This is a genomic window from Pseudomonas sp. GM60, from assembly GCF_000282415.1.
In the GTDB taxonomy this organism is placed as follows: Bacteria; Pseudomonadota; Gammaproteobacteria; order Pseudomonadales; family Pseudomonadaceae; genus Aquipseudomonas; species Aquipseudomonas migulae.
Genome location: NZ_AKJI01000087.1, coordinates 83,767 through 97,100 on the forward strand (window position 1 = coordinate 83,767; position 13,334 = coordinate 97,100).

General features: G+C 59.8%; 10 protein-coding genes. 6 read left to right on the plus strand and 4 right to left on the minus strand.

The window, feature by feature from the left end; genetic code table 11:
• Nucleotides 1–22 precede the first annotated feature (22 nt).
• From PMI32_RS08085 to PMI32_RS08075, 3 genes are read left to right on the plus strand one after another with little or no spacing between them, the layout of a single operon-like run.
• Complete coding sequence (locus tag PMI32_RS08085; protein ID WP_008032229.1) at nt 23–982, plus strand: cytochrome-c peroxidase; 960 nt, start codon at nt 23–25, stop codon at nt 980–982.
• Nucleotides 979–2,790: a DAHL domain-containing sensor histidine kinase gene (locus PMI32_RS08080; protein ID WP_008032230.1), complete on the plus strand. Its 1,812-nt coding sequence runs from the start codon at nt 979–981 to the stop codon at nt 2,788–2,790. The genes PMI32_RS08085 and PMI32_RS08080 overlap by 4 nt, the downstream gene beginning before the upstream one ends.
• Nucleotides 2,787–4,193 carry an ATP-binding protein gene (locus PMI32_RS08075; RefSeq protein ID WP_008032232.1) on the plus strand — a complete coding sequence of 469 codons (1,407 nt, stop codon included), beginning with the start codon at nt 2,787–2,789 and terminating at the stop codon, nt 4,191–4,193. The genes PMI32_RS08080 and PMI32_RS08075 overlap by 4 nt, the downstream gene beginning before the upstream one ends.
• 112 nt (nt 4,194–4,305) lie before the next feature.
• Here PMI32_RS08075 and PMI32_RS08070 read toward each other — a convergent pair whose 3' ends face one another.
• Nucleotides 4,306–5,631, minus strand: coding sequence for an APC family permease (locus tag PMI32_RS08070; RefSeq protein WP_008032234.1), 1,326 nt, complete (start codon nt 5,629–5,631; stop codon nt 4,306–4,308).
• 224 nt (nt 5,632–5,855) lie between these two features.
• The gene (locus tag PMI32_RS08065) at nt 5,856–6,677 is read right to left on the minus strand and encodes a carbon-nitrogen hydrolase family protein (protein WP_008032235.1); all 822 of its coding nucleotides are present in this window, start codon (nt 6,675–6,677) and stop codon (nt 5,856–5,858) included.
• A gap of 126 nt (nt 6,678–6,803) precedes the next feature.
• On the opposite strand from PMI32_RS08065, the gene PMI32_RS08060 reads away from it, so the two are divergent.
• Both PMI32_RS08060 and PMI32_RS08055 read left to right on the plus strand, forming a co-directional pair.
• Complete coding sequence (locus tag PMI32_RS08060; RefSeq protein WP_008032237.1) at nt 6,804–7,604, plus strand: helix-turn-helix transcriptional regulator; 801 nt, start codon at nt 6,804–6,806, stop codon at nt 7,602–7,604.
• A 152-nt stretch (nt 7,605–7,756) separates the two neighbouring features.
• Nucleotides 7,757–9,376 (plus strand): FMN-binding glutamate synthase family protein, encoded by a 1,620-nt coding sequence (locus PMI32_RS08055; RefSeq protein WP_008032240.1) that lies wholly within the window; start codon nt 7,757–7,759, stop codon nt 9,374–9,376.
• A gap of 15 nt (nt 9,377–9,391) precedes the next feature.
• Here the strand turns inward: PMI32_RS08055 and PMI32_RS08050 are convergent, their stop codons facing one another.
• On the minus strand, nt 9,392–10,900 hold the full coding sequence (locus PMI32_RS08050) for a glucosyltransferase domain-containing protein (RefSeq protein ID WP_008032242.1): 1,509 nt from the start codon (nt 10,898–10,900) through the stop codon (nt 9,392–9,394).
• Nucleotide 10,901: 1 nt separating this feature from the next.
• On the minus strand, nt 10,902–11,843 hold the full coding sequence (locus PMI32_RS08045; protein ID WP_008032244.1) for a glycosyltransferase family 2 protein: 942 nt from the start codon (nt 11,841–11,843) through the stop codon (nt 10,902–10,904).
• 248 nt (nt 11,844–12,091) lie between these two features.
• Between PMI32_RS08045 and PMI32_RS08040 the strand changes: the two genes are divergently transcribed.
• Nucleotides 12,092–13,240 carry an OpgC family protein gene (locus PMI32_RS08040; protein ID WP_008032245.1) on the plus strand — a complete coding sequence of 383 codons (1,149 nt, stop codon included), beginning with the start codon at nt 12,092–12,094 and terminating at the stop codon, nt 13,238–13,240.
• Nucleotides 13,241–13,334: the final 94 nt, after the last annotated feature.

Below are 13,334 nucleotides of genomic sequence, written 5' to 3' on the forward strand. Positions count from 1 at the left end.
CTAACAGCCAAGGAATTATCAGATGTCGCCGTCCATTCACTACCTGCTCCTGGTGCCGCTGCTCGGTTTCTGTCTGAGCACCGTCGCCGCGCCGCTGGACGAACCCCTCAAGCCACTGCCAGCGGCGCCTGCACAGAATCCTCTGCGCGTCGAACTCGGTCGCCAGTTGTTCAATGAAACGCGGTTGTCGGTCAACAACACGCTGTCCTGTGCCAGTTGCCATCGACTGGAAAGCGGTGGGGCCGATACCCAGGCGTTTTCCATCGGCTTCGCCGGTCAGCCAGTGACGATCAACACCCCCAGCGTGTTCAACGCCACCCTGAATTTCCGGCAGTTCTGGAACGGGCGCGCCGACACCCTGGAATCCCAGGTCCATGAAGTGGTGAAAAGCCCCAGCGAAATGGGCAGCAACTGGGAGCACGTGGTGCAAGTGCTGTCCGCAGACACGGGTTACCGCAGCGCATTTACCAACGCCTACCCGGACGGCGTGACCATGAACAATGTGCAAAACGCCCTGGCCACCTACGAACGAACGCTGCTCAGCAGCAACTCGCGGTTTGATCAGTATCTGCTGGGTAACACCGACATCCTCACGACCGAGGAAAAGTACGGCTACCAACGCTTCAAGGATTATGGCTGCATCGCCTGCCATCAAGGCGTGAACATCGGCGGCAACATGTTCCAGAAGTTCGGCGTCATGGGCGATTACTTCAAGGTTCGCGGTAACCCGACCGACTCCGACCTGGGTCGCTATCTGGTGACCAAGGATGAAGAGGACCGCAACGTGTTCAAGGTACCGAGCCTGCGCAATGTCGCGGTGACCGCACCGTATTTTCACGACGGCTCGGCCAACACGCTGGAAGAGGCGGTGGACGTGATGTTCAAGTTCCAGCTCGGTCGCATTTCTTCCGCCGAGGACAAAACCCTGATCATCAAATTCCTCAAGACCCTGACCGGTGAATGGGGAGGCAAACCCTTATGAAAATGTCCCGCCGTCGCAGCCTCGCACTGCTGGGCGCCGTCGCTTTGTTACTGGCCTCGACGCTGCTGTTCCTGTACCTCAAATCGAATTCGAACGAGACGTCGGCCTACGCCGAATCCCGGGACCTGATCGGCCGGATCAAACAGCTCAACGCGCAATGGGAAACCGAGATTCTCAAGGCCAGGATCGCCACCAACCACAACTACGATCCGTTGGTCGCGCCGCTGACCGAGATGACAAAGCTGTGGGAGCGGTTCGACACCATGGAGTCGAACCATGGCCGCAACGACTCACCGATCTGGCGCGCCAGCCATGATGCATACCTGGCCGCCATCGAGGAAAAGACCCGGCTGGTGGAGCAGTTCAAGTCCCACAACGCGTTGTTGCGCAACTCACTGGCGTTCCTGCCCACCGCCGAGGACGACATTCAGGAACCACTGGCCCGGTTGGTCGATGGCGACAAACTGCAACTGCAGAACATCGCCACAGACACTTACGATTTGCTGCTCAGCAGCCTGGAGTTCGCCCAGGTCACTTCCGACGACAAGGCCGCTGACATTCTGGTCGGGCTGAACAAGCTAGGGGTGAACAAGCTGCGCCTGCCCGAGCAGTTTCACAGCCCGATCGATATTCTGAGCACCCACATTTCACTGATTCTGCGCGAACAACCGGTGGTCAACCGCTTGCTGGGAAATATCGAAGCGATTCCCGTCGCCGAGCGTCTGGACGACATCACCAGCCTGTTGAACAAGGACCAGCAACAGGCCGATGCAGTCGAGCAGCGTTATCACTTTTACATGCTGGTGTTCTCTGTGCTGCTGGTCCTGTTGCTGGTGTACCTGGCCATTCACTTGATGCGCAGTTTCAGCATCATCAATCGCGTCAACAGAGCCCTGAAAACCGCCAATGACGAACTGGAACTGCGGGTAGAGGAACGTACCCGTGAACTCAAGGATACCCAGAGCGAGCTGCTCGACACCGCGCGACAGGCCGGCATGGCCGAGATCGCCACCAACGTGCTGCACAACGTCGGCAACGTGCTCAACAGCGTCAACATCTCGGCCGACCTGGTCTCGCGCAAACTGCGCGCCAGCAAGGCCCAGGGGCTGGGCAAAGCCATGCAACTGATCAACGAACACCCCGGCGACCTCGGCACCTTCCTGACCCAGGACGAGAAAGGCAAGTTGCTGCCCGGCTACCTCAACCAACTGGTCGAGGCCATCGCCCTCGAACAGCAAGGCATGAGCGACGAACTGGCCCAGCTGAGCAAAAGTGTCGACCACATCAAGGACATCGTCGCCACCCAGCAATCCTACGCGGGCGCCAACAGCCTGGTGGAGCCGCTGCACATCAGCGAATTGCTGGAGGATGCCCTGCGCATGAATTCCGGCGCGCTGACCCGGCATCACGTCACGGTGGTCAAGGAGTACGGCGAGGTGCCCCAGGTCATGGGCGACAAGCACCGGTTGCTGCTGATCCTGATCAACCTGATCAGCAACGCCAAGTACGCGATGTCCGACCTCAGCAACCGCCCGCGACAAATGACCCTCGGGGTCAAAGTGGTCGACGACGCCACGCTGCAAGTCAGCGTCAAGGATGACGGCGAAGGCATCGCCCCGGAAAACATGACGCGCATCTTTGCCCACGGTTTTACCACCCGTAAGGAAGGTCACGGCTTTGGTCTGCACAGTTGCGCACTGGCAGCCATCGAGATGAACGGCCACCTCACCGCCCACAGCGACGGGCCGGGCAAAGGCGCGCTGTTCACCCTGCAGATCCCGCTGAAAACCGTCATGGAGGAGGCATGAGCGAACTGTCGAACCGCCGCATTTTGCTGATCGATGACACGCCGTCCATTCATGTGGATTTCCGCAAGATCCTCACGCCGACGCCCGTGCAGACCGTCGAGCTGGACGAGATGGAGGCCGCGCTGTTCGGCAGTGAAGTGAAATCCACCCGCGCGCTGTTCGAGCTGGATTCGGCATATGGCGGCCAAGAGGGTCTGGGCAAACTCCAAGAAGCCTTGCAGCAAAACCAGCCCTACGCGCTGGCCTTCGTCGACATGCGCATGCCCGAAGGCTGGGACGGCGCACAAACCATCGAGCATCTGTGGCAGGAAGACCCGCGCCTGCAAGTGGTGGTGTGTACCGCCTACTCCGACTATTCCTGGGATGAACTGCTGGACCGTTTGCAGGCGCACGACCGTCTGCTGATTCTGAAAAAGCCGTTCGACAACATTGAAGTCCAGCAGATGGCCAACACCCTGCTGACCAAATGGGACATGACCGAACGGGCCTTTGTGCAGATGAGCCACCTGGAGCATCTGGTGGACCAGAGAACGACACAGTTCAAACAGGCCAGTGAGGCATTGCAACGGGAAATCGACGAACGCAAACAGCTTGAATCGCAATTGGTACAGTCGGAAAAACTCGCGTCACTGGGGCAACTGGCGGCCGGCGTCGCCCATGAAATCAACAACCCCATCGGTTTCATTTCCTCCAACCTTGGCACCCTCGATGGCTATTTCAAACAGCTGCAGGAAATGCTCGACGCTTATCGGGATGCGGAAGAGGCAATAGATTCCAGCGAGCTGGTCGAGCGCTTGCAACAACTGCGTGAGCGGATCGAACTGGAATTCCTGCACGACGACATCCCCTTGCTGATCAAGGAATCCAAGGACGGCATCAGCCGCGTCGGGCAGATCGTCAAAGACCTGAAGGAATTTTCGCGGGTGGACTCCAACCAGGAATGGCAGTGGGCGAATCTGCAGCAAGGCATCGAATCGACGCTGAACATCGTGGCCAATGAACTGAAGTACAAGGCCGATGTGGTGAAGGACTATCAGCACCTCCCCGACATCGAATGCCTGCCCTCGCAGATCAACCAGGTGATCATGAACCTCATCGTCAACGCGTCGCAGGCCATCGGCCCGGAACGCGGCACCCTCACCCTGCGCACGGGGATCGACGGTGAAAAGGTGTGGATCGAAGTCGCCGACACCGGCACCGGCATCCCGCCAGCCAGCCTGCAGAAAATTTTCGACCCGTTCTTCACCACCAAACCGGTGGGCCAGGGGACCGGGCTGGGGTTGTCCCTGTCCTATGGCATCGTGAAGAAACACCGGGGGGATATTTCGGTGGTGAGTGAAGTCGGCGTTGGCAGCACTTTCCGCGTCGAATTGCCGATCCACCAATCAAAACCCACTGCCTGAACACAGCCCCCCTGTAGGAGCTGGCTTGCCAGCGATGGCAATCTCAAGACCTGCTTAAATCTTGAGACCGCCATCGCCGGCAAGCCGGGCTCCTACAGGAATTCGGCGTACCTCAGGTGGCTTCCTGAAAATCCATCTCCGGCGGCTGGCGACGGAATCCGCCGGTCAGCACCGCCAGGTACACCACGCCAATCGCCAGCCAGCTCAGGCCCAGGTAAATCGCCAGGTGATCGAGGCTGACCATCAGCCACAAATCCGCCGCCAGGCCAATGAACGGGAAGATCAGGAACAGCACCAACTCACGCAGCCCCTTTTTTTCGCCGCCAATCCAGTAGTGAAAAATCACCGACAGGTTCACCAGGCTGAACGCCAGGAACGCGCCGAAGTTGATGAACGAGGTCGAGGTTGTGACGTCCAGTTTCAGCGCCAGCAACGCCACCACCGCGCACAGCAGGATGCTGTTGATCGGCGTCCCGAAACGTTCATGCAACGTACCGAAGAAGGATTTCGGCAGCACGCCGTCGCGGCCCATGGCGTAGAGCAAGCGCGAACCGCTGGCCTGAGCCGACAGCCCCGAGGCGAATTGACCGACGATCAAGCCGATCAAGAAGATCGACACGAACAGGTCGCCACCGATGTTGCGGGCAATTTCATAGGCCGCCGAATCGACGCTGTCGAACTGGAACGACGGGTGCGCGATCTGCACGAAGTACGACACGCCGACGAAGATCAGCCCGCCGATCAAAGTAATCAGCATGATCGCCCGCGGGATGGTGCGGCGCGGATCGCGGGTTTCTTCGGTCAGGGTACTGACCGCGTCGAAACCGAGGAACGAGTAACAGGCGATGGCGGCACCGCTCATGATCAGTGGCATCTGCATGTCGCCGTTGAAGAACGGTTTCACCGACCACAATGGCGTGCTCGCATCGCCGCCAACGTAATGCACGCACAGCGCCACGAAGGCGATCAGCACCAGAAACTGCACCAGCATCAGCAAGGCGTTGATGCCGTTGGCCAGTTTCAGGCCGACGATGTTGATTGCGCTGGTGATGCCGATGAACGCCAGCACCCAGATCCATTGCGGCACGGCCGGGAATGCGGAGTTGAGGTAAGCCGCGCCGATCAGCCAGATTGCCATCGGCAGGAACAGGTAATCGAGCAGCACCGCCCAACCGGCGATGAAACCGAGTTTCGGGCTGATCGCCTTGCGCACGTAGCTATAGGCCGAGCCAGCGACAGGAAATGCCGAGGCCATCCGGCCGTAACTCATGGCGGTAAAGAACATCGCCACCAGCGCCGCGAGGTACGCGGCCGGCACCATGCCAGCGGTGGATTGAGCGAGGATACCGAAAGTGCCGAGCACAATGATCGGCGTCATGTAGGCGATGCCAAACAGCACCACCGACCCCAATGACAGGGTGCGTTGCAAACGAGCCATGAGCGACTACTCCGAATTTTATTGGATTTATGGCAGAGCCGAGTTCGGCGCAAATTACGGGTGTTGCGTTTGTTGTTCTTGGTTTCAGACCGACAAAGATGTGTTGCCTGTCAGGGCCTCATCGCCGGCAAGCCAGCTCCTACAGTTGATCGCGGGTGGTCACAAACTCTGTGTTCACTGGAGCTCCCTGTAGGAGCTGGCTTGCCAGCGAAAGCGTCAGCCGCTCAGCGCGCAGGTATAAGCAGCTCCCGCAATCCAGAAGCATGCTCAACCATCTCCCCCGGCAACTTCAGTCGCTGATCATCCAGGTACCGATAATCCTGCCGCGCGGAGGTCAGCTGACTCAGATCCAGCTCAACCGCAAACTGCCCTTCCTCCCGCCCGGCCTCGAACAACAGCGTGCCCAGCGGATTCACCAGCGCACTGCCGCCGGCAAACAACAACCCGCCATCGCCCTCTTCCACCCGGTTGACCATCAGCGCAAACGCCTGGTTTTCCTGGGCGCGGGCCATGATCGCGGTGCGGTGCGTCGGGCCGTAAGGGTCCATGTTGCCGTTGGTGACGATCAGCAATTCGGCGCCCAGTTGCGCCAGGGCGCGGGCGGTTTCCGGGAATTCGATGTCGTAGCAGATCAGCAGGCCGACCCGCACGCCGTTCCACAGGCACGTGGCGTAGCGATCACCCGGCTCGTACACGCCGCGATCCGACGCCCACAAGTGCGTCTTGCGGTATTTCAGTGCGATGCCTTGTGGGGTAATCAGCAGCGTGGTGTTGAAAAAACGACCGTTGTCGTTTTCCGCCGTACCGATCACCACGGCGATGTTGCGCTCGCGGGCCGCGGCGACGATTGCGCTGACGGTCGGACCGTTCAGCGGTTCGGCAACGGCTGCCACGGTCTCGGCCGACGGGAAGCCCATCAAGTGGCTTTCGGGAAACATGATCAACTGCGTGTCGGCGGCGCAGGCACCAATCGCCGCCAGAGCGCGTTCGAGGTTGTAAGCCGTGTCGTTGTCACGGCCCGCCAGTTGGGCGAGTTCGACCTTCATGGGTAGTCCTTGTTCTAGTGGCCGGGCGGCAGAAAGATTGCCCGGTCGTTGTCTGTGCGCCAGTATGCGCAGCAAGCAACCGGCCAGGGAATCACGCGGCTGGGGTAACCCGATAGGGGTAGATGCATGACACTTTCGTTAGACGACATCGCCTGGCACCGTTCGGTCGGGCAACTGATCGACGCCCTCGACAAGCCGAACTTCTGGACGCAGCTTGTCCGGTTACTGGATCAATACGTGACCTTCGACAGTTGGGTGGCGCTGCTTTTCAGCGCCGATCAGCACCCGCAAGTGTTCGCCGAATGTCCCGGTGAAGACGGCAGCCCGGATCAGTTGTTCCAGGATTACCTGCGCGGTTTGTACCTGCTCGACCCGTTCTACATCGCCTGCCGCGAGCAATCGCGCACCGGGCTGTATCGCCTGTCGGAAGTGGCGCCGGAGCACTTTGAGCTGACCGAGTATTACCAGCGCTACTTTCGTCTGAATGTGGTGGCCGATGAAATCCAGTTCAATTGTCAGCTCGAAGGCGACCGCACGTTGTGCCTGTCACTGGGCAGCAAACAGCGTTTCAGCGGCCAGCAGATTGCGTTGCTGTCGTTGATCCAGCCATGGGTGCTGGGTTTGTTGCGTCAGCGCCTGCCCTACGAAATCAACGAAGTCGTGGCTCTCGCGCCCGCACCGGTCCAAGGTGACTGGCGGGTGCAGCTGGAAGCCTCGGTGCAACAACTCAAAGGCGCGCAACTGACCGCCCGGGAGCTGGATGTCGGGCGTTTGATGCTCAGCGGTTGCTCCAGTAAAGAAATCGCCCGTAAGCTGGAAATCTCTGTCGAAACCGTGAAAGTCCATAAGAAACACATGTACAGCAAGCTGGGGATCAAGTCCCAGTCCGAGCTGTTTTCGATTTTCCTCCAGGCGCAGAATGCCTGACACAGCACGGTCCCGTAGGAGCGAAGCTTGCTCGCGAAGAGGCCATCACATTCAACATTGATGTTGGCTGAAATGTTGCTTTCGCGAGCAAGCTTCGCTCCTACAGGGATAGGTGTGCCGAACACAACCGAGTCCGAACCCAAGGAAACCGTATGAGCCTGTCACTCCTGAGCCGCTACGCCTTCTTTGCCGTCTGTGTGATTTTCACCCTCGCCAGTCTGCCGTTCCTGGAACACGACTGGCTCTGGCCGATCACCGCGGTCACCGGTGTCCTGAGCCTCGTGGGCCTGTTTGATCTGCTGCAAAGCCCTCACGCCGTACGCCGCAACTACCCGATCCTCGGCAACATCCGCTATCTGGTGGAGGGCATCCGTCCGGAAATCCGCCAGTACCTGCTCGAATCCGACAGCGACGCCCTGCCCTTCTCCCGGGCCCAGCGTTCGCTGGTCTATTCCCGCGCCAAGAACGAAAGCGCCGACAAACCCTTCGGCACGTTGATCGATGTGTATCAGTCCGGTTTCGAATTCATCGGCCACTCGATGCGCCCGGCACCGTTGAGCGATCCGGGCAGTTTCCGAACCCTCGTCGGCGGCCCGCAGTGCACGCAGCCGTACTCGGCATCGGTATTCAACATCTCGGCCATGAGTTTCGGCTCCCTCAGCGCCAACGCCATTCGTGCCTTGAACCAGGGCGCCAAGCTCGGCAACTTTGCCCACGACACGGGTGAAGGCAGCATCAGCGCGTATCACCGGGAAAACGGCGGCGACCTGACCTGGGAACTCGGCAGCGGCTACTTCGGTTGCCGCACCGCAGACGGTCGCTTCGACCCGGAACGCTTCGCCGCCCAAGCGCAAACCCCGCAGGTGCGGATGATCGAAATCAAAATGAGCCAAGGCGCCAAACCCGGCCACGGCGGCATCCTGCCCAAGCACAAGGTCACCAAGGAAATCGCTGAAACCCGAGGCATCCTGATGGGCGAAGACTGCATCTCGCCGTCGCGGCACAGTGCGTTTTCCACGCCAATCGAACTGATGCACTTCATCCAGCAATTGCGTGAACTGTCCGGCGGCAAACCGGTGGGCTTCAAGTTCTGCCTCGGCCATCCGTGGGAATTCATGGGCATCGCCAAGGCCATGCTGGAAACCGGCATCCTCCCGGACTTCATCGTCGTCGATGGCAAGGAAGGCGGCACGGGAGCAGCGCCTGTGGAGTTCACCGACCACATCGGCGTACCGATGCGCGAAGGTCTGCTGTTCGTGCACAACACGCTGGTGGGCCTGAACCTGCGAGACAAAATCAAACTCGGCGCCAGCGGCAAGATTGTCAGCGCCTTCGACATCGCCAGCGTGCTGGCCATCGGCGCCGACTGGGCCAACTCGGCGCGCGGCTTCATGTTCGCCATCGGCTGCATCCAGTCGCAGTCGTGCCACACCAACAAATGCCCGACCGGCGTCGCCACGCAGGACACCCTGCGCCAGCGCGCCCTCGTCGTCCCGGACAAGGCCCAGCGGGTGTTCAACTTCCACCGCAACACCCTCAAGGCACTGGCGGAAATGCTCGCCGCCGCTGGCCTCGATCATCCGTCGCAGTTGTCGGCCAAGCACCTGGTGCGGCGCATGTCGGCGACCGAGATCAAGCTGTTCTCGCAGCTGCATGTGTTTTTGAAACCGGGGGAATTGCTCACAGGAGAAGTGAACGGCGAGTTTTACTCACGCATGTGGCAGATGGCGCGGGCGGACAGTTTTGAGCCCAATGAAGTGGCAGCGGCCTGAGTCCAGCGAGGCGCTTCACCAGCGAAGCGCCTTGATCGGGGCCGGTTCTTTCATGACGATAAAACCGTAGTCCCCCAGCAGGTAAATCCGGTAGTACGGGCGCTCCAGCAACGGCGGATACCCCAGATAACCTACCCGTGTCGCATTGCGGCGCTCCTTCTCCGCGACCACGTTGGTGATGCCGAGCTTCGGCAGATTTTCGGCCAGCATGAAAAAGTCGATGTTCAGCAGATAGTGCAGCACCGGCATCTGCTTGAACGAACCTGCGGCCCCCGACAGCCAGTGATCGGAATACGTCACCGACATGTAAATCCGCTTGGCCTCACGCAATTCTCGATGCGTCGAAATGTCGTGCTCAAGGCTGAACAGTGCGCTGGTGCTGAAGGCTTTCTGCACCGTCAGCACCCGACCGTAAGCGAACGACAGCGACAGCATCGCCAGCAGTGGAACTGCCAGTAACAGCGTCAGTCGTTCATGGATTTGCGCCAGCGCCAGATGGCTCAAGTAGAACAACAGCATCAATAAAACCGCGAAGCCCATCAGGGTTCGAGCGCCCTCGTTGAAGTCGCGGAAAAACAGCGCGACGCCGGACACCAGCAGCGTCACGACCGGCAAGGTCAGCAGACACAACAGGCCGATCAACGCTTTCTTCGGCCCGCTGTCCTGACGCTTCCACACCTTCAGCCCCAATTGCACAGCGCCGGCGATGGCGCACAGCAACAGCGCGGCGAACACCCAGACCAATCCACCGTGAAACAGCAGCACGACTTTTTCCAGCACTCTGCCGATGTTGATCTGCAGTTGCAGCAGCGGCGCGGCGGTCCAGTTCAACAGCAGCGCGCGATCCTGCGCCATGAACGCCACGGCGCTGACGCAATACGTCAGCCAGCCCAGGGTGACCTGCGCCAGTTTCCAGCCGATCAGCCTGCACAACTGCGACCAGGCCAAACGGTCATTTACGCCGCGCAGCAGTTCCAGGCAACACAATCCCACAAACACATTGAGGCTGATCTGATAAAGCCCCAGCGCCAGTGCAATCAGGAACGAAGGCACCAGCCATTGCAGGCTGCGCGAAGGATGACGAAAGGTGATCGCGTAGATCACCGCCACCAGGCTCAGGGCCATGGCGGGACCGTCATATTGATAAGACAGGTTTTGCAGAAAAAACGGGTTGTACCAGAGTGGCAAGGGCACCAGGCAACAGGCGAGCGTCGGTTGCGCAAAGTAATGAAACGTCAGCCGGGTCAGTGCCGAGGCCATGGCCAGCGTGGCGATCAATAGCGGCAAGGGAAAGATGTTCGGCGCCGCGCTGCCGAAGGTGAGCAGGTTGTAGAACAGCTGGGTAAACAGGCGCCCCTGCTCCGCCCAGGCCATGCCCGCCGACAGCGAACGCCAGTTGTCATCGATGTACGGGTAGTCCGCGATAATCAGCGGCAGCACATACAGCAACGTCGCGAGCAGAAAAAACAGCCAGACCTGTCGGCCGCCGAGTTCCTTGCCGAGCACATCGCGGAATCGGCCCATGCTAAAGCCCGAGCCGGTCTTTGCCGCCGACGATGTCTTTGACCACGTAGCGCGGCCGGTGCTTGGCCTCGATGTAGATCCGGCCGACGTACTCACCGAGGATGCCGATACCAATCAACTGCACACCGCCAAGAAACAGAATGGCGGTCATCAACGATGGGTAACCGGGTACGCTGTTGCCGAAGAAAATCTTGTCCAGCACCATGTACACCGCGTAAAGCACCGCGAAAATCGAAATGCCGCCGCCGACGTACGTCCACAAACGCAGCGGCACAGTGCTGAACGACGTCACCCCTTCGAGTGCCAGGTTCCACAGTTTCCAGCCATTGAACTTGCTGCTGCCGGCCACGCGCCCGGCGCGTTCGTACTCCACCACCGCGGTGGTGAACCCGGCCCACGACAACACGCCTTTCATGAACAATTGATGCTCGGGCAGTGCGCGGATCACGTTGACTACCTTGCGATCCATCAAGCGGAAATCACCGACGTTTTCTTCGATCCGGGTGTACGCGATACGGTTCAGCACGTGGTAGAACAGCGCCGCGCTGTGGCGCTTGAGGTAACCGTCGGTGGCCCGGTTGCGGCGTTTGGCGAGCACCACGTCCGCGCCCTTTTGCCACTCGTCAATCAACAGTGGAATGACGCTGATCGGGTCCTGCAAGTCGACGTCCATGGGGATCACCGCATCGCCAGAAGCGTACTCCAGGCCGGCGAACAACGCCGGTTCCTTGCCGAAGTTGCGCGAAAAGTTGATCAACAACACATGCTCGTCGACCTGCGCCAGGGCCTTGACCTGCTCGGCCGTCCGGTCGGAGCTGCCATCGTTGATGAATACGATCTCGACCTCGTCGCCGCCCAGCCTCAACTCGCGCTGCACCGCCTGATAAAACAGGCTGATCGCTTGCTCTTCGTTGAAGACCGGAACGATCAGCGAAACCTTCACGTTTCACGCTCCTGAACCATGCTCGGTAAAGATTCGACAGCTGCCATGCACCATTATTCGGGCACGCCATCGCGCGGGCAGACCAGCGGATGGATTCTTTCAGCCAGTCACATCTGAGACATTCAGTAATAGCGTGTTTTTTGCAATTGTCGTCGAATCGCGCCACCCTGCGCGCCGCCGATGCGCGGCGCGCACCTTTTGCCGCGCTGACCACTCCTTATTCAACACCCGTTCACGAGCCCGCTGTCATGACGTTTGAACGCGATCACCGAATCGACTTTTTTCGAGGCCTGGCGCTGATCTTCATCTTCTGGGATCACGTGCCTCACAACCCCCTCGGTCAAATCACCCCGCGTAACTTCGGTTTCAGCGATGCCGCGGAAATTTTCGTGTTTCTCGCCGGTTACGCGGCCGTCCTGGCCTACGGGAAAATCTTCCGACGGGACGGTTATCTGATTGCCTGCGTGAAGATTCTGCGCCGCGCCTGGGTGCTCTACGTGGTGCATATTTTCTTGCTGGCGATGCTGATGGGCATCGTGTTCTTCGCCAACAGCCACGTGGAAACGAGGGATCTGGTGGAGGAAATGGGCATGCACCACTTCATCACCAACCCGCAGCAAGCCCTGGTCGATGAACTGCTGCTGCGCTTCAAGCCGAACCTCATGGACCCCCTCCCGCTGTACATCGTGCTGCTGGCCGGCTTGCCGCTGGCGCTGCCGATGCTGGTGCGCAAACCGTGGGCGGTGGTGGCCGTGTCGTTGACCGTGTACCTGTTGGCGCCGTGGTTCGGCTGGAACCTGGCGGCCATCAAGGATGGCGTGTGGTACTTCAATCCCGTGGTCTGGCAACTGCTGTTTGTGCTGGGCGGCGCGGCGGCGACTTACGGGCAGCGCCCCCGGTTACCTGACACGCGCCCGTTGCTGCGCCGGCCGTTGTTTGTCAGTGCCGTGGTGTATGTGGTGGTTACCGGCGTGCTGACCGTTTCCTGGCGATGGCCGGAAATACATGATGCGCTGATGCCTGCGTGGCTGAGCAACCTGTTGTACCCGATCAGCAAGACTGACTTGTCGCCGGTGCGGTTGCTGCACTTCCTGGCGCTGGCGTATGTCACGGCGAAGCTGTTGCCCGATACCGGCTGGACGCAAAACTGGCTGGCGCAGCAAAGTTGTCGCATGGGGCGTTATTCGCTGGAAATCTTCTGCCTCGGCGTGTTGTTGGCGCCGTTGGCGGACATGGTCAATGCCATGACCGACGATGCGTTTGCCATGCAGATATTCACCGCCTTGGTGGGTGCGGGGTTGATGGCGTTGCTGGGGGCCTGGCTGGAGTTCAATAAACGGTTGAACCAGCCGGTCAACAGGTCGCAGCGTTCGGTAGCTGAACGGATCTCTCTGTAGGGGCTGGTTTGTCGGCGATAGCGGTCTATCCGGCGACCATTTTCTTTCGGGTGTACATATCCGTTGCTGCGGTAACGGCGGCTATTGGTTTCGC

What these genes read in the sequence shown, in the direction of transcription:
- PMI32_RS08085 (WP_008032229.1), top strand. Translation starts at nt 23, where the DNA reads ATGTCGCCGTCCATTCACTACCTGCTCCTGGTGCCGCTGCTCGGTTTC.
- PMI32_RS08080 (WP_008032230.1), top strand. Translation starts at nt 979, where the DNA reads ATGAAAATGTCCCGCCGTCGCAGCCTCGCACTGCTGGGCGCCGTCGCT.
- PMI32_RS08075 (WP_008032232.1), top strand. Translation starts at nt 2,787, where the DNA reads ATGAGCGAACTGTCGAACCGCCGCATTTTGCTGATCGATGACACGCCG.
- PMI32_RS08070 (WP_008032234.1), bottom strand. Translation starts at nt 5,631, where the DNA reads ATGGCTCGTTTGCAACGCACCCTGTCATTGGGGTCGGTGGTGCTGTTT.
- PMI32_RS08065 (WP_008032235.1), bottom strand. Translation starts at nt 6,677, where the DNA reads ATGAAGGTCGAACTCGCCCAACTGGCGGGCCGTGACAACGACACGGCT.
- PMI32_RS08060 (WP_008032237.1), top strand. Translation starts at nt 6,804, where the DNA reads ATGACACTTTCGTTAGACGACATCGCCTGGCACCGTTCGGTCGGGCAA.
- PMI32_RS08055 (WP_008032240.1), top strand. Translation starts at nt 7,757, where the DNA reads ATGAGCCTGTCACTCCTGAGCCGCTACGCCTTCTTTGCCGTCTGTGTG.
- PMI32_RS08050 (WP_008032242.1), bottom strand. Translation starts at nt 10,900, where the DNA reads ATGGGCCGATTCCGCGATGTGCTCGGCAAGGAACTCGGCGGCCGACAG.
- PMI32_RS08040 (WP_008032245.1), top strand. Translation starts at nt 12,092, where the DNA reads ATGACGTTTGAACGCGATCACCGAATCGACTTTTTTCGAGGCCTGGCG.